The organism is Mycobacterium sp. E1715 (assembly GCF_001667625.1).
Taxonomy (GTDB): domain Bacteria; phylum Actinomycetota; class Actinomycetes; order Mycobacteriales; family Mycobacteriaceae; genus Mycobacterium.
On the sequence record NZ_LZJJ01000450.1, the window covers coordinates 26,832 to 48,689 of the forward strand.

The window sequence follows — 21,858 nt, forward strand, 5'->3', positions numbered from 1 at the left end:
TCTTGATCCGTCGGGCCCCGAGTGTCAGCGGGCCGAAGAGCCGGTTTTGTCGACTAACGTGGACGCCGTGGCGAATTCCTACCCTGAGCCGGGACACGAGGTCGAACTGGACTTCGCCCGTGAGTGGGTGGAGTTCTATGACCCGGACAACCCCGAGCACCTGATCGCGGCCGACCTCACCTGGCTGCTGTCGCGGTGGACTTGCGTGTTCGGCACGCCCGCCTGCCACGGCACGGTGGCGGGCCGCCCGGACGACGGCTGCTGCTCGCACGGGGCGTTCCTGTCCGACGACGACGACCGCGCCCGGCTCGACGACGCCGTGCAGCAGCTGACCGACGAGGACTGGCAATTCCGCGAAAAGGGCTTGGGCCGCAAGGGGTATCTGGAGCTCGACGAGCACGACGGGCAGCCGCAGTACCGCACGCGCAAACACAAGGACGCCTGCATCTTCCTGAACCGGCCCGGCTTCCCCGGCGGCGTCGGATGCGCCCTGCACAGCAAGGCCCTCAAGCTCGGCGTCGCGCCGCTGACCATGAAGCCCGACGTCTGCTGGCAGCTGCCGATCCGGCGCAGCCAGGAGTGGGTGACCCGGCCCGACGGGACCGAGATACTCAAGACCTGGGTCACCGAATACGACCGCCGCGGTTGGGGTTCCGGCGGCGCCGACCTGCACTGGTACTGCACCGGCGACCCCGGCGCCCACGTCGGCGCCAAGCAGGTGTGGGAGAGCATGGCCGACGAGCTCACCGAGCTGCTCGGCGCCAAGGCCTACGCGGAGCTGGCGGCGATGTGCAAGCGCCGCGGCAAGTTGGGGCTCATCGCGGTGCATCCGGCGACTCGGCTCGCCGAGTAGCACCAGTCTTGTTGTAGGACAAGAGCATTCGCTGCGCGCTGGCGTGCAGGTACGCCTCGACCGCCGCGGCGGCCCCCGCCTCGTCGCCCGCCAGCACCGCGTCGGTGATCGCGCTCAGCCCGGCCACCACGGGCGCGGCGTCGTCGTAGGCGGCGGTGAGCTCGTGCTCCCGGCCGCCGAATGCGTGCTCCACCCAGCGATACAGCAATACCAGCGCCCGGTTACGGCTCTGCTGGATGAGCACCCGGAAGTAGGCCAGGTCGGCGGCTTGGCGCGCCTGCGCACCGTCGGCCTCGCGCATCGCGGCCAGCGCGTCGCGCAGTGCCCCGGCGTTCTCGGGGCCGCCGTGCCGCGCGGCCGAGCGGCCGATCAGCGGGCCCAGGGCGGCCCGGATCTCGAACAGCTCCACCAGGAATTCGGGCCCTAGCTTGCGGACCAGCGCCTCCACCACCGCGGGGTGGGTGAGCGCCTGCGGGTCCGCGACCACGTTGCCGCTGCCGTGCCGGGCCTCGATCAGACCCATCTGTTGCAGCCTGGCCAGGCCCTGCCGCAGAGACGTGCGGTTGACGCCGAGCCGCTCGGCCAGTTCGCGCTCGGGCGGCAACGCCGTGCCCGGCGGAAACGCGCCGTCGAGGATGGCATCGGCGATCGACGCGGCGACCTGTTCGTCGACGCGCTGACGATCCACCGGACGAAGCGGACTTGACTGGTTCATTGGCTCAACCAATATAGTGGACGAACCCACGGGAGGTGAGCAATGGACGACGACACGCGATCGGCATCGGCGCCGCGCTGGCGCGGCAAGGCCGGCCGCCTGGAAGTCTGGTACGCCACGCTGTCGGATCCCCGGACCCGCGCCGGACTGTGGGTGCACTGCGAGACGGTCGCCCCGCTCCGGGGCGACGCCTACGCGCACGGCTGGGCCACCTGGTTCCCCGCCGACGGCCCGCCCCGCACCGAGCGGTTCGGTCCCGCGCCCGCCCAGCCCCCGTCCGGCCCCTGGTGGTTCGACGCCGCGGGCGCGCGGGTGGGCGACAAACAGCTGACCGGGCGCGCCGGCTCAATCGCCTGGGACCTGTCCTGGGCCGAAACGGGCGCACCGCTGTGGACGTTTCCCCGCGCGGCCTGGGACCGCGAGCTGCTGCCGGGCGCCCAGGTCGTCCTCGCCCCCACCGCCGACTTCGCCGGCTCGCTCACCGTGGCCGACACCGCTTTGCGCCTCGAGGGGTGGCGCGGCGGGGTCGCCCACATCTACGGGCACGGCAACGCCAAGCGCTGGGGATGGGTGCACGCCGACCTCGGCAACGGCGATGTGGTGGAGGCGGTCAGCGCCGTCTCGCACAAGCCGGGGTTGCGCAGGCTGGCCCCGCTGGCGTTCGTCCGGTTTCGCATCGACGGAAGGGATTGGCCCGCAGGTCCATTGCCGTCACTGCGGATGCGGACCACCCTCGGCGTGGCGCACTGGCAGCTGGAGGGACGCATCGGCGGTCGGCGGGTGCTCATCCGGATCGACCAGCCGGCGGAGAAGTGCGTGAGCCTGGAATACACCGACCCCGACGGCGGCAGGGCGGTGTGCACGAACACCGAACAAGCCGACGTCCACATCGAGATCGACGACCGGCAATGGTCGGTACTGGGCACCGGGCACGCCGAGGTGGGCCTGCGCGGCGATGCGGCACCGGATGTCAACGAAAGGATCCCGACATGAGCTTTCTGCTCGACCCACCACTGCTGTTCGCCTCCGGCGTGCTCATCGAGCGGCGGCTGCCCGCCGACCAGCGCGACGTTGCGGAGGCCGCCACCCTGGGCGTCTTCTTCGGCGGGTCATTCGGGCTCTACAACAACGTGCCCGGCCTCGGGGTGCTGTGGCGCCCCTTCCGCGCCCGCAACGGCCGCGACTTCATGTGGAACAGCGGCATTTTCCGCGTGGACACCGCCAAGGCGGAGTGGCCCCTGCACGCTGCGGCGGGCGCCATCTTCGCCACCTACCCGTTCTTCATCAAGCTGGGCCGCCGCCTCGCGCGGCTGATATGAGCCTGGTCGGCTCGTTCGGCACCGCGCTGCTGCCCGAGGAACTCGGCGGCCCGGCGGCCTCCGAGCTGACGCAGCGCGTCGAGCGCTACCTGCGGCAGCTGCCGACGACGTCACGGGTGGCGGCGCGTGCCGGGCTGCTCACGCTGGCCGCGGCCAGCTACGTCACCACCGGCCGGTCGATGTCGCGGCTCGGCCCCGACCGACGCGAGCAGGTGCTGCGCCGGGTCGCCGCGCTCAGTCCGGACGCCGGCGCGGCCGTCGAGGCATTGAAGGCGATCGCGTTGCTGGCCAACGGCGCGGAAACCTATGCGCCCGAGCTTCTTTCGCACGCGAGCCAGCACGGGACGGCCCGGCCGGATGCGGCGTTGAACATCGCCTCGTCGGCCGAGAGCCGCTCCGTCGTCACCGCCGACGCGGTGATCGTGGGGTCCGGAGCCGGCGGCGCGATGGTGGCCCGCACCCTGGCGCGGGCCGGACTGGACGTCGTCGTCCTCGAGGAGGGACGCCGCTGGACCGTCGGGGAATTCCGGACCACCCATCCGATCGATCGCTATGCCGGGCTGTACCGCGGGGCCGGCGCCACCGTCGCCCTGGGGCGCCCGTCGGTGGTGCTGCCCATCGGCCGGGCGGTCGGCGGCACCACGGTGGTGAATTCCGGCACCTGCTACCGCCCGCCGCCGGCGGTGCAGCGGCGCTGGCGCGACGACTTCGGGCTCACCCTGGCCGATCCCGACCGGCTGGGCGAGCGCCTCGACGACGTCGAGCGCACGCTGCAGGTCGCCCCGGTGCCGCTGGAGATCATGGGCCGCAACGGCCGGCTGCTGCTGGACGCCGCCACCACGCTGGGCTGGCGGGCGGCGCCCATTCCGCGCAACGCACCGGGCTGCGAAGGGTGCTGCCAGTGCGCGATCGGGTGCCCGCGTAACGCCAAGTTCGGCGTGCACCTCAACGCGCTGCCGCAGGCGTGCGCGGCGGGCGCGCGGATCATCTCCGAGGCCCGCGTCGAGCGGGTGCTGCACCGCCGCGGGCGCGCCCGCGGCGTGCGGGCCCGCCGGCCCGACGGCACGGCACTGGACGTCCTGGCCGACACCGTCATCGTGGCGGCCGGCGCCACCGAGACGCCGGGATTGTTGCGGCGCAGCGCTTTCGGCTCGCACCCGCGACTCGGCCGCAACCTGGCGCTGCATCCCGCGACGATGCTCGCGGGGCGCTTCGAGGACGACGTCGTCGCCTGGCACGGGGTGCTGCAAAGCGCCGCGGTACACGAGCTGCACGAGTCGCACGGCGTGCTGATCGAGGCCACGTCCACCCCGCCCGGAATGGGTTCGATGGTGTATCCCGGCTACGGCGCCGAGCTGCTCGGCTGGCTGGACGCCGCGCCCCGGGTGGCCACGTTCGGCGCCATGGTGGCCGACCGCGGTGTCGGGTCGGTGTCCACGGTGCGCGGTGAGACGCTGGTGCGCTACAACATCGCCCCCACCGACGTCGGCAAGCTCGTGGTGGCGATCGAGGCGATGGGCCGGCTGTTGTTCGCCGCCGGCGCGACCGAGGTGCTCACCGGTCTGCCCGGCGCGATGACGGTGACGTCGCTGCCCGCCCTGCGGGATGCGTTGCGGCGCAGCGATCCCCGAAGCCTGCACCTGGCCGCCTTCCACCCGACCGGCACGGCCGCCGCGGGCGCCGACGATCAGTTGTGCCCGGTCGACGAGGCGGGGCGGTTGCGCGGCGTGGACGGCGTGTGGGTGGCCGACGCCTCGATCCTGCCGAGCTGCCCGGAGGTCAACCCGCAGGTGTCGATCATGGCGCTGGCGCTGGGCGTGGCCGACGAGGTGATGGGTGCCCGGTGATCGTCGCCATCAACGCCGGCCGAAACGTACGCCCGGGCCGGGCGGCGTCGACGCGGGCGTCCGGTAGAGCACGCGGAGCCGCCCTCGCCTCCGGGGCGTTCGTCGTCCAGGCCGCGGGCACCGACAGCGGACCGAGTGAATCCGCGTCACCCATCCCGGCGGACGGGGCACCGACCCCGCACGCCGGGTGAAACGGCCATGCGGGCCGCGCGTTTGGGTCTGTCGGCATGTCCCTCATCCGGCGCCGGAAAGCGTTTGGGCCCAATCCAATAGCCCATCCACGTCGAGCTGGGGCTCAATCCCGGCGGTACCCGCGAGTCCCGGCGCGGCCAGCGGAGCCCCCAATGCGCCGGTCGGGCTGGGTATCGGCGTGACCGTGGCGATGCTGACGGTGCCGAAGACGTTGGTGATGGACGCGCCCGCGGGGCCGGCGATGGCGGTGGCCGTGTTGCCGATGGTCTGGACCGCGACCTGTTCCGCCCCGACGACGGGGAGTGTGGCGGAGCCGTTGACGAGGGTGACCAGGACCTCCTGGAACGATCCCGGGGTCAGGACGAGCGGGCTGGACCCGGCGGTGACGTCGACGCCGCCAGGGACCAGAACACCACCCTCGGAACAGTCGATCAGCGTGTGAATTGTGCTGCCGGGGTTGACGATAACGGATCCGAAGCTGATGAGGTTGGTGCCGGAGCCCGTGATGGTGATCGAGCCGCTGTTGAGGTACATGCCCGTGTTGGTGCCGATGGCGATGGTGCTGCCCGGTGGGGCGGTGACCGTTTCGCCTGGCGCGACGGGCGTGGCGGCGGTGGCGGTGTGCATCGTGGCATTGGCCGAAGCCAGCTGCCGGGTGGCGTTGCCGGTGGCCTGCGCCGCCAGCGTCTGGGCCTGGGCGCCCTGCCCGGCCGGGTTCGTGGTCCGCGGCGGCTCGTCGAACGGGGTCAGCCTGCTGGCGATCTCGCAGGCGGCGGAATAGCCGTACATCGCGCTGGCGTCTTCGACCCACATCTGCAGGTATTGAGCCTCGGTGGCCGCGATCGCCGGGGTGTTCTGACCGAAGAAGTTGGTCGCGATCAGCGCCAGCAATTGCGCCCGGTTGGCAGCGATCACCGGCGGCGGCACGGTCATCGCAAACGCCGCCTCGTACGCGGCGCCCGCCGCGTAGGCCTGCACGCCGGTCTGCGCGGCCTGCGCGGCGGCGCTGGACAGCCACTGCACGTAGGGTGTGGCCGCCGCCGTCATCAGCAGCGACGACGGGCCGGACCATGCCTGGCCGGTCAGACCCGCCAGCTCGGTCGCGTAGCCGGCCGCGGTGGATTCCAGCTGCGCGGCCAACGCTTCCCAACCCGCCGCGGCCGCGAGCATCGGCCCCGCCCCGGGCCCGGAGTACATCAGCCCGGAGTTGATCTCCGGAGGCAGCGACGCAAAGTCCATGTCGGCAGTCCTCTCCGCGGCGGGTGGGCCCGATTTTCAACAGCCATAGAATAATTTTTCAACGGCGATAGAATAACGTGCCTGGCGGTCGAGTACCAGCAAATGTCGTAAACGGCGCGTGACAATCAGGCCGCAGGCGGCCGCCGCGAAATGCCCGGGAAGCTAGGCGGTTACGTCTGCGGATCCGGCGCGGCCGCGTGCCGCGGCTGGTGCAGCAGCGCACGAACCAGCGGGCGCGGCCCGACGGACCGAAGCATCTGGCTGGCCGGGCGGACCCGGACCCGCTTCGGCCACCAGAACCAGCGGCCCATCAGCGTCATGATCGACGGCGTGATCAGCGTCCGAACGACGAAGGTGTCGAACATCAGACCGATACCGATCGTCGTACCGAACTGACCGATCGCCCGCAGATCGCTGGAGAGCATCGCGGCCATGGTCACGGCGAACACCACACCGGCCGCGGACACCACCGGGCCCGTCACGCCGACGCCGCGGATGAGTCCGGTGTTCAGGCCGGCCCCGATCTCCTCCTCGATCCGCGACACCAGCATCAGGTTGTAATCAGACCCCACCGCCAAGAGCACGATCAGCGCGAATTCCGTTGCCACCCAGTGCAACTGGAAGTGGCCCAGATGCTGCCAGATCAGCGTCGAGAATCCGAACGCCGCTCCCAGCGACAGCACGATCGTGCCGACGATGACGCCCGCCGCGACCAGAGCGCGGGTGACGATCACCATGATGATGAAGATCAGCACGATCGACGCCACCGCGGCGATCAGCAGGTCATACCAGGCGCCGGTGGCGATGTCGTTGAATGTCGCGGCGGTGCCGCCGAGGTAGATGTCGGCGTTCTCCAGCGAGGTGAGCTTCAGCGCCTCCTTGGCCGCGTTGCGCTCTTGCTCGACGGACTTGATGCCTTCCGCGGTTGCCGGGTCCAGGGAGTGAGTGATGATGAAGCGCGCGGCCTTTCCGTCGGGCGACACCATCAGGCTCAACCCGAACTGGAAATCGGAGTTCTGGAAGATCTCCGGCGGCAGGTAAAACAGGCTCTCCACCCGAGCGTCGTTGAACGACTTACCCATCACAGCATTGGTGTCGGTGAGCCGGTCGAACTGGTCGATCAGACTGTCGAACGAGCTGTAAATGGTCAGCGTCGTATCCCGGATCGCCTTCGACACGGCGATGTTCTCCGGAATGATCGCCAACAATTCGCGCGTGGCCGCGGCCGTGTTGGTGAGATCGCTGGTGAGGGCGTGGAACTTCTCGGCGAGCTGATCAAACCCGTCCAAGGCGTCGAACAGGCTACGCAGCGACCAGCACATCGGGATGTCGTAGCAGTGCCTCTCCCAGTAGAAGTAGCTGCGGATCGGTCGCCAGAAGTCGTCGAAATCGGCGATGTGGTCGCGAATTTCGTCGGTGATGGCGGCGGTCTCCGCCGTGGTTTTTGCGCTGTCGTCCGTCGCGTTGGCGAGCTTCTGGGTGATCGCGTACTGGCGTTCCAGCAGGGAGATCTGGGTGTCGAGGAACCCGGTGATCTTCTTGATGTCGCCGACGCGGTCTCTCAGGTAGTTGAGGTTGTCACGGATCGGCGCGGTTTGCACGCTGAGCTGGAACGGAATTGACCCGTCTTCGATCGGTGGGCCGAGCGGTCGGGTGATGCTCTGCACCCGTTCGATGCCCGGCACCCGGAAGATGGCACCGGCAACCTTGTCCAGCACCAGCATGTCTCGGGGATTGCGCAGATCGTGGTCCGATTCGATCATCAGCAGGTCCGGGTTGAGACGGGCCTGGGTGAAGTGCCGGTCGGCCGCGTCGTAGGCCTGGACCGAGGCGGCGCTATGCGGCAGGTAGTAGAGGTCGTTGTAGCGCGGGGTGAAGCCGGCGAGACCAAGGGCGCCAACGATCGCAAGGATGACGGAAATGGCGAGGATGGGCGCCGGCCAGCGCACGATGGCCGTCGCCAGGCGGCGCCACCGGGTGTAGTTGAACTTGCGCTTGGGGTCCAGAAGACCGAAGCCACTGGCGACTGCGATGAGAGCGGGCGTCAGCGTGACCCCGGCCGCCACCACCACCAGCAGACCGATCGCGCACGGGAACGCCAGCGAACTGAAGTAAGGCAGCCGGGTGAACTTCAAGCAGGCCAGCGCCCCAACAATGGTCAGACCCGAGCCCAGGACCACCTTGCTGACACCGGCGAAGGTGTCGTAATAGGCGGCTTCCCGGTCCAGACCGCGTTCACGGCCCTCCTGGTAGCGGCCCACCATGAAAATCGCGTAATCGGTACCCGCCGCGATCGCGAGTGAGGTCAGCAGGTTCACGGCGAAGGTCGACAACCCCATGACGCCGGTTTCGCCCAGCAGCGACACCACGCCGCGGCCGGACAGCAGCCCAATGAAGAGGATGAACATGGTCAGCAACACGGTGCCGATGGACCGGTAAACGAACATCAGCATGATCGCGATGATGACGACCGTGATGATGGTGATTTTGGCCAGGCTCTTGTCACCGACAACGATCACGTCGGCGGTCAGCGCTCCCTGGCCCGCGACGTAGGCCTTGACGCCGGCGGGCGGCGTGGAGTCCGCGACGATCTTGCGCACCGCGGCAACGGATTCGTCGCCGACCGCCCCTCCCTGATCGCCTTTGAGGTTGACCTGGACGTAGGCGGCCTTATGGTCGTAGCTCTCCACACCTGAGGACGTGAAGCGCTGTCCCCAGAAGTTCAGCGCGTGCTCGACGTGTTCGTGGTCGGCCTGGATCTTTTTGACTAGGTCGTCGTAGAACCGGTGCGCGTCCGGGCCGAGCGGTTTATCACCGACCAGGGTGACCAGGACGAGGTTGTCGGAGTCGTACTCCTTGAACTTCTCGCCGATGTGCTTCATCCCGGTGACCGACGGTGCGTCGGACGGCGAGAGCGGAACGGAGATCTCCTCGGCAACCTTCTCCAACTGTGGGACGAAGACGTTGACGCCGACCGCGATCAGCACCCAGCAGAAGACGATCGGCAGCGCCAGGACGCGGACGGCGCGGGCGATACGCGGCTTGTGCTCGACTTCGGTGGGTTGTGCGACGGGTATTTCGTCGGTGTCGCTGGTGTTGTCGGTCATGCGGACTTGTCCAGGCAGGAGACCTGCGCATTGCGCGTCTCGGCTTGCCGTTGATCGACCAACTTGCCGTCGACCGTGATCCGGCAGCCGATGGAGGGGCTGTCACCTTGCGCGACGACGTAGGCGAAGATGCCGGGCATCTGGGCGACGATCGTCGTCGACCACGGCAACGTGGTGAAGTTGGCCTTCTGCGGTTGCGCGTCGGCATCCATCCAGTTGACGACGCCGGTGGTCCCGGCTGGCCCCAGGATTTCGTAGACGGCGGTCTTGGCGGCGTAGGGCGGGGTCGCGTCCCGCGGATCGGGCTTGGGCAGGCCGGGTCCCGGGAAAACGCCGTTGAGGCGGTCCACCGCGACGCCGCCGATGATCACCGCCACCACCACGACCACGGGAACCCATGCCCGCTTGAGAAGCGTCAACACCGTTCCCCCCGATCACGGTCGACCAATGGGCTGATGCTAAGACAGTTCACCCGTTCGAGCATTTCGTCGCGCGCCACGGCTACCCCGAACGTCATGGCTGCCGAATTAATTCCTTCGGCTGCGCCGACGTGTTCGGGGCCACGTCGCCGCCCGGGCCGTGACCACACCGCTCGCCGAAAGCCGCCTTGGGCCACTCGCCGCCGCCGGCCGGCATCACGGGCCTGGAACGGCCTGCGCCGCAGGACATTTCGCTGCCGGATGCCGGCCCGGCGCCTATTGGCCTGCCGCGCCGTCGAATTCATCGTGATCGCCGCGACGGTCGTGTCGAACCGCGCCGCGATCGACATCCGCCGACGACCGAGTTAGTTTGAAAAACTAATTCGCTGGCGCCGGCGATTTCCGGTTGAATTGCGCACTTGGCATTTCTGCGAAATGCGGAAACGGGCAGCGATTGAGGGCCCCCGCGCGTACCCTGACGACATGGCTACCAAGGTCAGGACCTGCGTGCATTGCGGCCACACGTTCGATCCCAACGACCGACCGCGCGACTTGTCCGACCCGGACTGGCTTCCGGCCGCTTCAATTTATTGTTCGCATGAATGCAGTGACCAGTTCCATTGCGAAATGTCGCATTGCTGCTCGACCCGTGCGAAAAAGAAGGGTCAGCGCGAGGGCGCCAGGGCGGCGCGATAATCCCGCTTCCCCGCCAGATCGGATATGGTGTGACCGCCCAGCTAGCAACTGTCGTCTGCGGGAGCAACCGATGGAGTTAACGACAATTCTGTGCAACCACGCCGAGGCGCAGAACAACTTGTTGTACGTCATGGGCGGCGGCGTAGACCGGGCGGTCATTCCGGCGGGACGCTCAGGGCCCTTCACGGTTTCGTTGGCCCTCGGAATCATCGCCGAGGTCCCGTGGACCGCTACCAACGAAGAGCACACCGTCACCGTCGACCTGGCGGACGAGGACGGCCATCCGGTCGAGGTCGACAAGGGATTCGGCGAGCGGGAACCGTTCCGGGCGCATTTTCGATTCAACGTTGGCCGACGGCGCGATGTTGAGGACGGCGAAACCCAGTCGGTGGCGTTCGCGGTCAATATGCCCGTGCTTCAGTTGGAGAAGCTGGGGACGTACGTCTTCACCGTCACAATCGACGACGACGCCCGGCGCCGTCTGCATTACCGGTTGGTCGGCCAGACGGACGTGACCATCACGACGAACGAACCAACCAGCCGCGGACCACTCATCCCCAGGGTCTAGCCCTCCAGCTTGTAGCCCAGTCCCCGCACGGTGACCAGGTGGACCGGGTTGGCCGGGTCGGCTTCGATCTTGGACCGCAGACGCTTGACGTGGACGTCGAGCGTCTTGGTGTCGCCGACGTAGTCGGCGCCCCACACCCGATCGATCAACTGCCCGCGGGTCAGCACCCGCCCGCTGTTGCGCATCAGGTACTCGAGCAGGTCAAACTCCTTGAGCGGCAGCGTGATCGTGTCACCGTTGACCGAGACGACGTGGCGCTCGACGTCCATCCGCACCGGCCCGGACTCGAGCACACCGTCGCTGATCTCGGAGTCGTCGTCACCGCCGCGGCGGAGCACCGCGCGAATCCGGGCGATCAACTCGCGCGCCGAATACGGCTTGGTCACGTAGTCGTCGGCGCCGAGTTCCAGCCCGACGACCTTGTCGATCTCGCTGTCCCGCGCGGTCACCATGATCACCGGCACGCTGGAACGAGCACGCAGCTGCTTGCACACGTCGGTCCCCGACATGCCGGGCAGCATCAAGTCGAGCAGCACGATGTCGGCGCCGCCACGGTCGAACTCGGCCAGTGCGGCCTGTCCATCCGTCACGACGGTGGCCTCGAAGCCCTCCTTGCGCAACAGGAATGCCAGCGGATCGGCCAGCGACTCCTCGTCCTCCACGATCAGCACACTGGTCATCAGCGCGACTCCTCATCGCTTTGCTCTGCATTGTCGTACGCGCGGGTCATCTACTCAGTTCTTCCTCTCGTTGTAACCTGTTGGGCCGCACGTCGCGACCCTGCGGTTGCTCGGGTTCTTCGTCGTTGTCCTTATAGGCCGGAATCGACAGCGTGAACGTGGAACCGGTGCCCGGCTTGCTCCACACCCCGATGCTGCCGTTGTGATTGGCCGCGACATGTTTGACGATGGCCAGGCCCAGCCCGCTGCCGCCGGTGGCGCGCGAGCGTGCCTTGTCCCCCCGGAAGAACCGCTCGAAGACCCGCTCCTGATCCTCCAGCGCGATCCCGATGCCCCGGTCGGTCACGGCGATCTCGATGTTGTCGCCACGGCGGCGGCGGCTGATCGAGACCGGTGAACCGGGTGGCGAATAGGCGATCGCGTTGGACACCAGGTTGGCCAGCGCGGTGACCAGAAGCGTCTCGTCGCCCAGCACCCGGAGGCCGCTGGGCGCGTCGGTGCGAACCTCGATCTGGGCGTTGTCGGCGGCCACCTTGTGCCGTGAAATCGCCTCGGACACAACGGTATCCACGTCGACCTCGGTCACGTTGGGCAACCGTTCGGCACCCTGCAGCCGGGACAGCTCGATCAGCTCGGCGACCATGTCCCCCAGCCGGTTGGCTTCGACGAGCACCCGCTCGGCAAACCGGCGAACGGTTTCGGAGTCGTCCGAGGACGCCAACAGCGCCTCGGCGAGCAGGGCCATGGCGCCCACCGGGGTCTTGAGCTCGTGGCTGACGTTGGCCACAAAGTCGCGCCTGGTCGCCTCCATGCGCGCGTAGTCGGACTGATCGTGGGCGAACACCACGGCGAACCGCCGGTCTTCCTCGCTGAGCAACCGCGCCTGGCCGTGCACGGACAGGCCGGACCGGCCGGCCGCCCGTTTGGCCGGCCGCAGGTCGAACTCCACGTCGACGCCGCCGAGCGCCTGCTGCGCCGCTTCCCACGCCTGGTCGTCGAGCTGGCGGTCGCGCACCAGGCCCAGCTCCCTGGCCCGATCGTTGAGGTAGACGACGTCGCGGTGAGAATCGACGACCGCCACCCCGAGCGGCATCAGCGCGACGATGCGTTGCAGCATTTGCGCGACCGTTATCCCGGTCCACTCGGTGCTGACCCGCTGCCTGCGATGAGCGGCTTTCGGCGACAGCCGGGTCCCGGCTGCCACACCTATGGCCAGCCCCAGCACGGACAAGACCCCGGCCAGCAACAGCGCCGAGAACACAGTCACATAGCAAATCCTACAAATCTTCGGAAACGCTGCCCTAGCGGAACGAGGCCAAAATCGGACAAGTCACACTTTTCGCTTCAGGTGTTCCACTCCCGTTAACGCGATGTTCGGCAAACAGGCCTTTGAAACTCGCTTTGGGCCGGTGGCCGGTTTTACCGGCGCCCCTGGCTGGCAACCGCCGCGGCGCCCGCGGCGGCGGCCTCCGGGTCGAGGTAGGTGCCGCCCGCGACCACCGGCCGCAGGTCGGCGTCGAGGTCGTAGCGCAGCGGAATCCCGGTCGGGATGTTCAGCCCGACGACGTCGTCGTCGGACATCTGGTCGAGGTACTTCACCAGGGCCCGCAGCGAGTTGCCGTGCGCGACGATCAGCACCGTCTTGCCACTGCGCAGGTCCGGGACGATGACGTCGGTGAAATACGGCAGGAAACGCACGACCACGTCGGCCAGGCATTCGGTCAGCGGGCCGCCCCCGATGTCGGCGTAGCGGGGGTCGGTGTCCTGGCTGAACTGGCTGCCCTTCTCGATCGGTGGCGGCGGCGTGTCGTAGCTGCGCCGCCAGGTCATGAACTGCTCCTCGCCGTAGCGGTCCTTGGTCTCCGCCTTGTTGAGGCCCTGCAGCGCCCCGTAGTGCCGTTCGTTGAGCCGCCAGCTGCGCCGCACCGGAATCCACAACCGGTCGGCGGCGTCGAGGGCCAGGTGCGCGGTGGTGATCGCGCGGCGCAGCAGCGACGTGTAAAGGACGTCGGGCAACAGGTTCTGCTCGGCCAGCAGCTCGCCGCTGCGCACCGCCTCGGCCCGGCCCTTCTCGGTCAGGTCCACGTCGACCCATCCGGTGAACTGGTTGCTTGCGTTCCATTCGCTCTCGCCGTGGCGGAGCAGCACCAACGTGCCGGTATCTCCCATGCCGGCTAGCTTATTCGTCGTCTTCGTCGATCAAATGAGCGAACGCCTGCAGGTTCTTCAGCGACTCGCCGCGAGACACCCGCCAGTCCCACTCTTTTTGGATCGACGAGCGAAATCCCAACTCCAGCAACGTATTGAAGTCCGCGTCGACCGCTTCGAGCACCTGCCCGAGCACCCGGTCGATCTCGTCGGCGTCCACGGACGCGAGTGACATGCGTCCCACCAGGTAGATGTCGCCGACGTTGTCCAGCGTGTAGGCCACGCCGTAGAGGCGGCGGTTGCGCCTGAGCAGGAAGCGGTAGACCCCCTCGTGGTTCTCGTCGGGCCTGCGGCACACGAACGCCTCGATGCGCACCGAGTGCTCGCCGACGCTCAGGATGGTGTTGGTCTTGAGCTTGCGCTCGCCGGGCAGCTCCACCACCAGTCCCGACCGGCCGCCGTGCGCGCCGTCGTGTTTCGAGTACACAAGACCGCTGGCCTGCAGCGCGTCCTCGATCACGCGCTCGACCGTGGGGCTCACGCGCCGACCCCGCGGCGCTCGGCGGTGTACCCGCTGATCGCGCGGCGATAGCTGGTCAGCAGCGCGTCGGTGGTGTTCTCCCAGGAGAACGTGGCCGCGTGTGCGGCGGCGGCCCGGCTCATCGCCTCGGCCTGCGGCGCCGGCAAGCGCAGCATCCGGTCCAGCGCGTCCGCCCACCGATCGACGTCATGGCCGGCCACCAGCGTGCCGGTGATCCCGTCCCGCACGGCCACCGGGAGACCGCCGACCGCGGCGGCCACCACCGGGGTGCCACAGGCCTGGGCCTCGACGGCGACCAGGCCGAACGACTCCGAATAGCTCGGCACCGCGACCAGGCTGGCGGCCTGGAACAGGGTGGCCAGGTCCGAGCGGGACTGCGGGGGCAGGAAAGTCACCCGCGCGGCGATGCCGAGTTCGTCGGCGAGCCGCCGCAGCCCGTCCGGGGAGGCCAGGCCGCTGCCCGACGGGCCGCCGGCGACCACGATGCGCACGCCCGGCAGTTTCGCGGCGGCCCGCAGCACGATGTCGGGGGCCTTCAACGGCTGGATTCGCCCGACGAACGCCACCACGTCCTCGTCGAGCGGCAGCCCCAGGGCGGCCCGGGCCGCGCGGCGCTCACCCGGGCGGAACACCTCGAGATCGACGCCGGGGTGGACCACGTCGATGCGGGCCGGGTCGGCGCGGTGGATCGAAATCAATTGCCTGGCTTCGTCATCGGTGTTGACGATCAGCCGGTCCGCCTCGTCGACGACCTGCTGCTCGCCGACCGTGCGCAGCGGCGGCTCGGGCGCGTCACCCGCGGCCAGCGCGGCATTCTTGACCGCGGCGAGCGTGTGCGCGGTGTGCACCAGCGGCACCGCCCAGCGGTCGCGGGCCAGCCAGCCGACCTGTCCGGACAGCCAGTAGTGCGAATGCACGATGTCGTAATAGCCCGGCTCGTGCGACGCTTCGGCGCGCAGCACCCCCGCGGCGAACGCGCACAGCTGGGTGGGCAGGTCGTATTTGTCCAGCCCCTCGAACGGCCCCGCCACCACGTTGCGCACCAGCACGCCGGGCGCCACCCGGGCGACGGGCGGGTCGGCGGACGCGGTGGCCCGGGTGAAGATCTCCACCTCGATGCCGCGGCGCGCCAGGTGCAACGCGGTCTGCAGCACGTAGACGTTCATGCCCCCGGCGTCGCCGGTGCCCGGCTGCGCCAGGGGCGAAGTGTGCACCGCCAACACTGCGACGCGGCGCGGTTTCAGCCGGAAGACGTCATCGTGCCGCACTCTTTCATCTTTACAGGACGTTCGGCCCACGAGCCCAGCGCCCAGGACACGGCTTCGCGTTAAGCGGAAGGCTCGTCGGCGGAGACGTCGCGCAGCCGCGGGCCCAGCGCCCCCGCGCGGCGCATCGCACCGAGCGGGTCGGCATACAGCCCGCCCAGCGACACGGTTCCGGCGCCGGCCTCCTGCACCCGGTTCCCGAAGACGGTGACGCGGATGTCGCGTGCCGGCAACACCGAGTGCTCGGCGAACGCCACCTCGACGTGCTCCATGCCCTCGGGATACTCGGTGAAGGCCTGGCCGCCGACTACCAGCTCGTCGGGGTTGAGCATGTCGCGCAGCAACGCCACGGCCTGCCCGAGCACCCGGCCCCGCTCGTTGAGCAGCTGTTTCGCCTGCTCGTTGCCGCCGCGGGCCAGCCGCAGCAGATCGTTGATGCCGGCCGCCGACGCGTTCGGGCGGCCCGCGGGCGCGAACGGCAGGATGCGCAGCCGGCGCGCGGCGGTCAGGACCGCCTCGTCGCTGACGGTGGATTCCAGCTGGCCGGTGCCGCCCAGCAACTCGGAGTGGGCGGGCAGGGCGGCGATCGTGCCCGGGCCGCTGGCCGGGCAGTGCACCCGCCCGCCGATCACCAGTGCGTAGCCCACGGTCTCACGGGCGTAGACGTACAGGCTGGTGGGCGAGCTGGGCACGAATCGCCGCAGTCCGAGCAGCAGCTCGGCCCCGGCCATGGCGTCGACGTGCGAGGCCACCGAGACGGGCAGTCCCAGCGCATCGGCCAGCACGGGGCCAACCGGCGCCTGCCGCCAGCCGAGCCGCGGGTGGTCGACGTGGCCGGTCGCGCTGTCGACCGTGCCGCCGATCGCGACGCCGACCCACAGCGGGCGCCGCCGATGCCAGCGCTGCAGGTAGCGGGCGGCGCTCTCGGCCAGCGTCGCCAGGGCGGGCCCGGCGGGGCTGAGCGGTGTCGGCGTCTCGACGGTGTCGAGCGTGCGACCGAACAGGTCGGTGGCCACGATGCTGGTGGTGCGGGCGCCGATGTGGATGCCCAGCGTCACGAACGGTTCGTGGTTGACCTCGACCGGCACGCGGGGCCGACCGATCGCGCCGGAGACGGCCAGGTCGGCGCGTTCCCGCAGCAAACCGGCCTCGAGCAGGGCGATGACCTGGCGGTTGACCGTCGCGATGCTCAGCGAGGTGACGCCGGCGATGACGTCACGGCCGACGGGGCCGCGCAAGCGGACGGCCCGGAAAACCGAGGCCGCCGCCGAGTCGGCGATGTGCAGGGCCGGCGGCACGATCTGACGCCGCACCGACCGGTGGCCCTTGTAGGTGGCACGGGTGGGCGAATGATGAGTCTGGGTGAGGGTATTCGAGCGCACGAGCGTCCTTTGTCCGAGTCTTTGTTGGCCGTCACTGGCCACACCTGAAAGTCAGGAGCGGCAAAGTGCGCGACAACAACACGCACCCGCCGCGCAGAGACACGCGGTGGTGGTGCTGGACAGGGCGCTGAGGTGCACCTCGAAAATTTAGCACGCTCACTAAGGTTGTTTCTATGACTGGAAATGTCAGGAATGAACGCGTCGCCGTGGTCACGGGGGCCAGCTCCGGAATCGGCGAGGCGACGGCCCAGACCCTCGCTGCGCAGGGCTTTCACGTGGTCGCGGTCGCGCGCCGGGCCGACCGCATCAACGCCCTGGCGAGGGAGATCGGCGGAACCGCCATTGTGGCCGACGTCACAGACGACGCCGCGGTCACCGCGCTCGCCGACGAGCTGAGCCGGGTCGACGTGCTGGTCAACAACGCCGGGGGCGCCCGCGGCCTGGCGCCAGTCGCCGAAGCCGACTTCGAGCATTGGCGATGGATGTGGGAGACCAACGTGATGGGCACGCTGCGGGTCACCCGCGCGCTGCTGCCCAAGCTCATCGACTCGGGCGACGGGCTGATCGTCACGGTTACTTCGGTTGCCGCACTTGAGGTTTACGACGGGGGCGCCGGTTACACGGCGGCCAAACACGCGCAGGGGGCGTTGCACCGCACGCTGCGCGGTGAGCTGCTGGGCAAGCCGGTTCGGCTGACCGAGATCGCGCCGGGCGCGGTCGAGACGGAGTTTTCGCTGGTCCGCTTCGACGGCGATCAGCAACGCGCCGACTCGGTGTACACCGGCCTCACGCCGTTGGTGGCCGCCGACGTCGCCGAAGTGATCGGCTTCGTGGCCTCGCGGCCGCCGCACGTCGACCTCGACCTGATCGTCATGAAGCCGCGCGACCAGGCGTCGGCCACCCGCTTTAACCGCCGGGGCCAGTCCCCGGACTAGGCGAGGTGGTGGTCGTCGTCGGCGTGCCGGACAGGCTCGGGGCGGTCGACGGCGTCACCGGCGCGGTCACCGGGATCTGGGTTGACGGCGGGTGCGCCGTGGGCGGCGGCAGCGCCGACATCGCGACCCAGGTGTCCCAGTCGACGGCCCAGTCCCAGATGTCGCCGTCGGAGTAGGACAGCTGGATCGAGCTGCCCGTCACCTCGACCGGGTCGCCGTACATCGCGGACTGGTAGTACTGCTCCGCGTCGCCGGTCGACAGGTTGATGCAGCCGTTGGTGACGTTGGTGTTGCCCTGCGCGCCCGCACTCATCGGATTGGCGTGGATGAACTCGCCGTTGTTCGAGATCCGCACCGCCCACCGTTCGTGCACGTGGCTGTAGCCGGCGGCCGGGTTGGACATGTAGAAGTCCGCGTACTTCTCGGTGACCACGTGGATGCCGTTGCGGGTGACGTTGCGCGCCTTGTCGGCCTCGCCGTAGCTGCACGGGAAGTCCATGATGACGCCTTCGTCCCTGACCACCTGGATGCGGTGCGACGAGACCTCGGCCTTGACCACCTGCCGGCGACCGATCTGGATGTTCAGCGAGATGTCGTCGGCGCCGTAGGCGCTGTCGCCGAACGGCAGCCCATACAACTTGGCGTCGACGTTGACCGTGGTGCCCGCCGGGTAGTACTCGCGGGTGCGGTAGTGCACGCGGGCGCCCTGCGCCTCGTCGGGCAACCAGGCCCAACTGCCCTCGACGGGCGGGTTGGTGGTGACGGTCAACGCCTTCTCGACGGCGGCCTTGTCGGTGATCGGCGCGTCGAACTGGATGATGATCGGCGCCGCGACCCCGACGGTCTGGCCGTCGGCCAACTGGAATGCCCCGCCGATCTTCTTGGTGGGCGTCACGGTGGTGAACTTGCCCGTCACCGGGATGGCCTTGCCGTCGTGCCCCACGGCCGAGCCGCTCCAGGTGTAGGTCGCGTCGTAGCCCAGCGGCTCGGTGGTGCTGTAGACGGTGCGGTCGGAGTTGAACTTGCCCGCCACGGCCTTGCCCGCGGAATTGGTCAGCGTCACGTACTGGAACCAGCCGTCGCTGATCTCGACGCTGATCGGCGCGATCGGTACCACGTTCTCGGTCGCATCGGCCGGCTGGAACTTCAGCTTCGGCGCGGGCTGCTCCTTCTTCTCGGCCTGCTTGGCGGCCGGGCCGCCGCACGCGGCCAAGACACTGGGGGCGAACATCCCCAGTCCGAGGGTCGCCAAAGCCACGCGCCGGTTGATCGGCTGCGGGTCGCGCGACGTGCTCACGAAAGTCAAAGATACCGGGCAAAATCCACCAACTCCGCCGCGACAATTCGGGCGTCGGCGGATTCGGAGCTATAGCCTGCAGCCGAGCAGGACCGGCTCCGGTTTCAATGTGACACCAAACACATCACGAACCCCGTCGCGGATGACCCGGGCCAGCGCGATCACCTCTTCGGTGGTGGCCCCGCCGCGGTTGGTCAGCGCCAGCGCGTGCTTGGTGGACAGCCGGCACCGGGCCCCCGGATCGTCCGGATATCCCTTGGCGAAGCCGGCCCGCTCCACCAGCCAGCCGGCGGCCAGCTTGACGCCGTCGGGGGCCGGGTAGTGCGGAACCGGGCCGCGGTCGTCTCCGAAAGTGTGGGCCAGCCGCTCGTAAACCTCGGGTGCGACCACCGGGTTGGTGAAGAATGAACCCACGCTCCAGGTGTCGTGGTCGTCCGGGTCGAGCACCATGCCCTTGCGGCCCCGCAGCGTGAGCACCGCCCGGCGCACCGCCCGTGGGTCGGCCCGCTCGCCGCCGCTCACGCCCAACGCGGCCGCCAGCTCCCCGTAGCGCAGCGGCGCGCTCTGGCCCGAGGCGTCCAGCGCGAACTCGACTTCCAATACCACCCAAGGGGTTTCGGGGCCGGCCTGCTTCAGCACGCTGGTGCGATAGCCGAAGCCGAGCTCGCCGCCCGGCACCCAGCGCACCTCCCCGCTGTCGCGGTCCAGGATCCGCACGCGGGTGATGGTGTCGGAGACCTCGGCGCCGTAGGCTCCGACATTTTGCACCGGGGTGGCCCCGGCCGAACCGGGAATCCCGGACAGGCATTCCAGCCCGCCCAGACCATGCTCGATGGCGGCTACCACGACGTCGTCCCACACCGCGCCCGCCTCCGCGCGCACCAGGGTGTTGTCGATCGTGATGCCGCTGTTGGCCAACCGCACCGCGGTCAGGTCCGTCAGGCTGTCCGCGATCACCAGGTTGGACCCGCCGGCGAACACCAGCACCGGGGAACGTTCTCCCCCACGGCTTTCGGCATCCAGCTCCCGCACCACAGCGATCACCTGGTCGGTGCTGGCGCAGGTGATCAGGCGGCGGGCCACCGGCCCCACCCGCAACGTCGTCAGCGGCGCGAGCGACACTGCTTCGGCGACCTGCGCGCCGGCGAACGTCGGACCGGCGTCGCTGGATTTCATGGCCCGTAACGGTAGCCTCACCTGCTATGCCGCGTTCATTCGACTTGTCGGCCGACTACGACGGCAGCGTTGAAGAGGTTCATCGGGCGTTCACGGACGAGACCTATTGGCGGGCACGGCTGGCCGGATCCGGCGTTGACATCGCCACGCTGGAATCGATGCGGGTCGGTGGCGAAACCGGGGACGACGACACCGTCGAGGTCGTCACCGTGCAAGTGATCCACAGCCACAAGCTGCCCGGGATGGTCACGCAGCTGCACAGCGGCGATCTGCGCATCCGGCGAGAGGAAGTGTGGGGACCGGTCGCCGACGGCACCGCGCAGGGCACCGTCGTCGGCTCGATTCTGGACGCCCCGGTCAACCTGACCGGCACCGCGACGCTGTTGCCGATCCTGGAGACGGGCGGCGCCCGGCTGACGTTCCGGGCCACCGTCCAGGTGCGCGTCCCGATCATCGGCGGCAAGCTGGAGAACATCATCGGCACCCAGTTGGCCGAGCTGGTGGCGGCGGAGCAACGGTTCACCACGGAGTGGATCGCCAAAACGGTATGAGGGCGGCGAGCCTAAGCTGGCGCCCATGCGAATCGCGCTGGCCCAAATCCTCAGCGGGACCGACCCGGCCGCCAACCTAGGGCTGGTCCGCGAGTACAGCGCGCAGGCCGCCGACGCGGGTGCCCAGTTGGTGGTGTTCCCGGAGGCGACCATGTGCCGGTTCGGCGTTCCGCTGGCGCCCGTCGCCGAGCCGGTCGACGGGCCGTGGGCGACGGGTGTGCGACGGATCGCGACCGACTGCGGAATCACGGTGATCGCCGGCATGTTCACGCCGGCCGGGGACGGCCGGGTGAAGAACACGCTGATCGCGGCCGGTCCGGGCAGCCCCAACGAGCCGAACGCGCACTACGACAAGATCCACCTCTACGACGCCTTCGGCTTCACCGAGTCGCGCACCGTGGCCCCCGGCCACGAGCCGGTGGTGATCACGGTCGCCGGCGTCCGGGTGGGGTTGTCCGTCTGCTACGACATCCGCTTCCCGGCGCTGTACACCGAGCTGGCCCGCCGCGGCGCCCAGCTGATCGCCGTGTGCGCGTCGTGGGGCTCGGGGCCCGGCAAGCTCGACCAGTGGACGCTCCTGGCGCGGGCCCGCGCCCTCGACTCGATGAGTTACGTTGCGGCGGCCGGCCAGGCCGACCCGGGCGCACCGCTGACGGAGTCGGGCGCGCCCACCGGGGTGGGTGGCAGCCTGGTGGCCTCGCCGTTCGGTGAAGTCGTCGCGTCGGCCGGGTCCGGGCCGCAGTTGGTGGTGGCCGACATCGACGTCGACCGGGTCGTCAAGGCGCGCGAGAGCATCGCGGTGCTGCGCAACCACTCAGATTTCGCTCAGCTCGATAGGGCAGAATCAGTCGGGTGACGAACCCACAAGGACCGCCGAACCAGGACCCTTCGACGTGGGGCCGTCCCGGCAACCAAGGCCCGTTCGGTC

At 69.2% G+C, this 21,858-nt stretch carries 21 protein-coding genes; 8 read left to right on the plus strand and 13 right to left on the minus strand.

Going from position 1 to position 21,858, the window contains the following annotated elements:
- Positions 1-58 precede the first annotated feature (58 nt).
- Complete coding sequence (locus tag A9X03_RS22470; RefSeq protein ID WP_067757682.1) at positions 59-853, plus strand: hypothetical protein; 795 nt, start codon at positions 59-61, stop codon at positions 851-853.
- On the opposite strand, the gene A9X03_RS22475 is transcribed toward A9X03_RS22470, so the two are convergent.
- On the minus strand, positions 816-1,568 hold the full coding sequence (locus A9X03_RS22475) for a FadR/GntR family transcriptional regulator (RefSeq protein ID WP_068018079.1): 753 nt from the start codon (positions 1,566-1,568) through the stop codon (positions 816-818). The two genes, A9X03_RS22470 and A9X03_RS22475, sit on opposite strands and share 38 nt — an antisense overlap.
- A gap of 42 nt (positions 1,569-1,610) precedes the next feature.
- On the opposite strand from A9X03_RS22475, the gene A9X03_RS22480 reads away from it, so the two are divergent.
- From A9X03_RS22480 to A9X03_RS22490, 3 genes are read left to right on the plus strand one after another with little or no spacing between them, the layout of a single operon-like run.
- Positions 1,611-2,561 (plus strand): hypothetical protein, encoded by a 951-nt coding sequence (locus A9X03_RS22480; RefSeq protein ID WP_068263021.1) that lies wholly within the window; start codon positions 1,611-1,613, stop codon positions 2,559-2,561.
- A complete protein-coding gene (locus A9X03_RS22485; RefSeq protein ID WP_067757671.1) occupies positions 2,558-2,887 on the plus strand; it encodes a hypothetical protein in 330 nt (109 codons plus the stop codon). Before A9X03_RS22480 ends, A9X03_RS22485 begins: the two co-directional genes overlap by 4 nt.
- Positions 2,884-4,734, plus strand: a complete 1,851-nt coding sequence (locus A9X03_RS22490) for a GMC family oxidoreductase (protein ID WP_068263026.1) — start codon at positions 2,884-2,886, stop codon at positions 4,732-4,734. The genes A9X03_RS22485 and A9X03_RS22490 overlap by 4 nt, the downstream gene beginning before the upstream one ends.
- Here A9X03_RS22490 and A9X03_RS30920 read toward each other — a convergent pair.
- The 4 genes from A9X03_RS30920 to A9X03_RS22505 form a co-directional block, all read right to left on the minus strand.
- Positions 4,685-4,972: a hypothetical protein gene (locus A9X03_RS30920; protein ID WP_082950513.1), complete on the minus strand. Its 288-nt coding sequence runs from the start codon at positions 4,970-4,972 to the stop codon at positions 4,685-4,687. The two genes, A9X03_RS22490 and A9X03_RS30920, sit on opposite strands and share 50 nt — an antisense overlap.
- A complete protein-coding gene (locus tag A9X03_RS30695; RefSeq protein ID WP_068263030.1) occupies positions 4,969-6,165 on the minus strand; it encodes a PPE family protein in 1,197 nt (398 codons plus the stop codon). Before A9X03_RS30695 ends, A9X03_RS30920 begins: the two co-directional genes overlap by 4 nt.
- A 170-nt stretch (positions 6,166-6,335) precedes the next feature.
- On the minus strand, positions 6,336-9,272 hold the full coding sequence (locus A9X03_RS22500) for an RND family transporter (protein WP_068263035.1): 2,937 nt from the start codon (positions 9,270-9,272) through the stop codon (positions 6,336-6,338).
- The gene (locus A9X03_RS22505) at positions 9,269-9,691 is read right to left on the minus strand and encodes an MmpS family transport accessory protein (RefSeq protein ID WP_197499033.1); all 423 of its coding nucleotides are present in this window, start codon (positions 9,689-9,691) and stop codon (positions 9,269-9,271) included. Before A9X03_RS22505 ends, A9X03_RS22500 begins: the two co-directional genes overlap by 4 nt.
- 766 nt (positions 9,692-10,457) lie before the next feature.
- Here A9X03_RS22505 and A9X03_RS22510 point away from each other — a divergent pair.
- Positions 10,458-10,955, plus strand: coding sequence for a hypothetical protein (locus tag A9X03_RS22510; protein ID WP_067757656.1), 498 nt, complete (start codon positions 10,458-10,460; stop codon positions 10,953-10,955).
- Here A9X03_RS22510 and regX read toward each other — a convergent pair.
- The 6 genes from regX to A9X03_RS22540 all read right to left on the minus strand — a co-directional run bounded on the left by regX (position 10,952) and on the right by A9X03_RS22540 (position 16,902).
- On the minus strand, positions 10,952-11,635 hold the full coding sequence (gene regX / locus A9X03_RS22515; protein WP_007167631.1) for a two-component sensory transduction protein RegX: 684 nt from the start codon (positions 11,633-11,635) through the stop codon (positions 10,952-10,954). The two genes, A9X03_RS22510 and regX, sit on opposite strands and share 4 nt — an antisense overlap.
- A 46-nt stretch (positions 11,636-11,681) precedes the next feature.
- Positions 11,682-12,902 (minus strand): cell wall metabolism sensor histidine kinase WalK, encoded by a 1,221-nt coding sequence (locus A9X03_RS22520; protein ID WP_156746637.1) that lies wholly within the window; start codon positions 12,900-12,902, stop codon positions 11,682-11,684.
- Positions 12,903-13,054: 152 nt separating this feature from the next.
- Positions 13,055-13,804: a phosphoglyceromutase gene (locus A9X03_RS22525; protein WP_067757650.1), complete on the minus strand. Its 750-nt coding sequence runs from the start codon at positions 13,802-13,804 to the stop codon at positions 13,055-13,057.
- 10 nt (positions 13,805-13,814) lie between these two features.
- Positions 13,815-14,324: a YbjN domain-containing protein gene (locus tag A9X03_RS22530; protein WP_067757647.1), complete on the minus strand. Its 510-nt coding sequence runs from the start codon at positions 14,322-14,324 to the stop codon at positions 13,815-13,817.
- Positions 14,321-15,622: a D-inositol-3-phosphate glycosyltransferase gene (mshA, locus tag A9X03_RS22535; protein ID WP_231975437.1), complete on the minus strand. Its 1,302-nt coding sequence runs from the start codon at positions 15,620-15,622 to the stop codon at positions 14,321-14,323. The genes A9X03_RS22530 and mshA overlap by 4 nt, the downstream gene beginning before the upstream one ends.
- Before the next feature lie 29 nt (positions 15,623-15,651).
- Positions 15,652-16,902, minus strand: coding sequence for an ROK family transcriptional regulator (locus A9X03_RS22540; RefSeq protein ID WP_231975438.1), 1,251 nt, complete (start codon positions 16,900-16,902; stop codon positions 15,652-15,654).
- A 242-nt stretch (positions 16,903-17,144) separates the two neighbouring features.
- Here A9X03_RS22540 and A9X03_RS22545 point away from each other — a divergent pair, with 242 nt between their 5' ends.
- Positions 17,145-17,906, plus strand: coding sequence for an SDR family NAD(P)-dependent oxidoreductase (locus tag A9X03_RS22545; protein ID WP_067757634.1), 762 nt, complete (start codon positions 17,145-17,147; stop codon positions 17,904-17,906).
- Here A9X03_RS22545 and A9X03_RS22550 read toward each other — a convergent pair.
- Positions 17,878-19,212 carry an Ig-like domain-containing protein gene (locus tag A9X03_RS22550; protein ID WP_068263048.1) on the minus strand — a complete coding sequence of 445 codons (1,335 nt, stop codon included), beginning with the start codon at positions 19,210-19,212 and terminating at the stop codon, positions 17,878-17,880. The genes A9X03_RS22545 and A9X03_RS22550 overlap by 29 nt on opposite strands.
- A 60-nt stretch (positions 19,213-19,272) precedes the next feature.
- Positions 19,273-20,379 (minus strand): UDP-N-acetylmuramate dehydrogenase, encoded by a 1,107-nt coding sequence (locus tag A9X03_RS22555; protein WP_067757629.1) that lies wholly within the window; start codon positions 20,377-20,379, stop codon positions 19,273-19,275.
- A gap of 26 nt (positions 20,380-20,405) precedes the next feature.
- Here A9X03_RS22555 and A9X03_RS22560 point away from each other — a divergent pair, with 26 nt between their 5' ends.
- Together A9X03_RS22560 and A9X03_RS22565 are read left to right on the plus strand one after the other, a co-directional pair.
- On the plus strand, positions 20,406-20,930 hold the full coding sequence (locus A9X03_RS22560) for a DUF2505 domain-containing protein (protein ID WP_067757623.1): 525 nt from the start codon (positions 20,406-20,408) through the stop codon (positions 20,928-20,930).
- A 25-nt stretch (positions 20,931-20,955) separates the two neighbouring features.
- The gene (locus A9X03_RS22565) at positions 20,956-21,786 is read left to right on the plus strand and encodes a carbon-nitrogen hydrolase family protein (RefSeq protein WP_067757620.1); all 831 of its coding nucleotides are present in this window, start codon (positions 20,956-20,958) and stop codon (positions 21,784-21,786) included.
- Positions 21,787-21,858 lie beyond the last annotated feature (72 nt).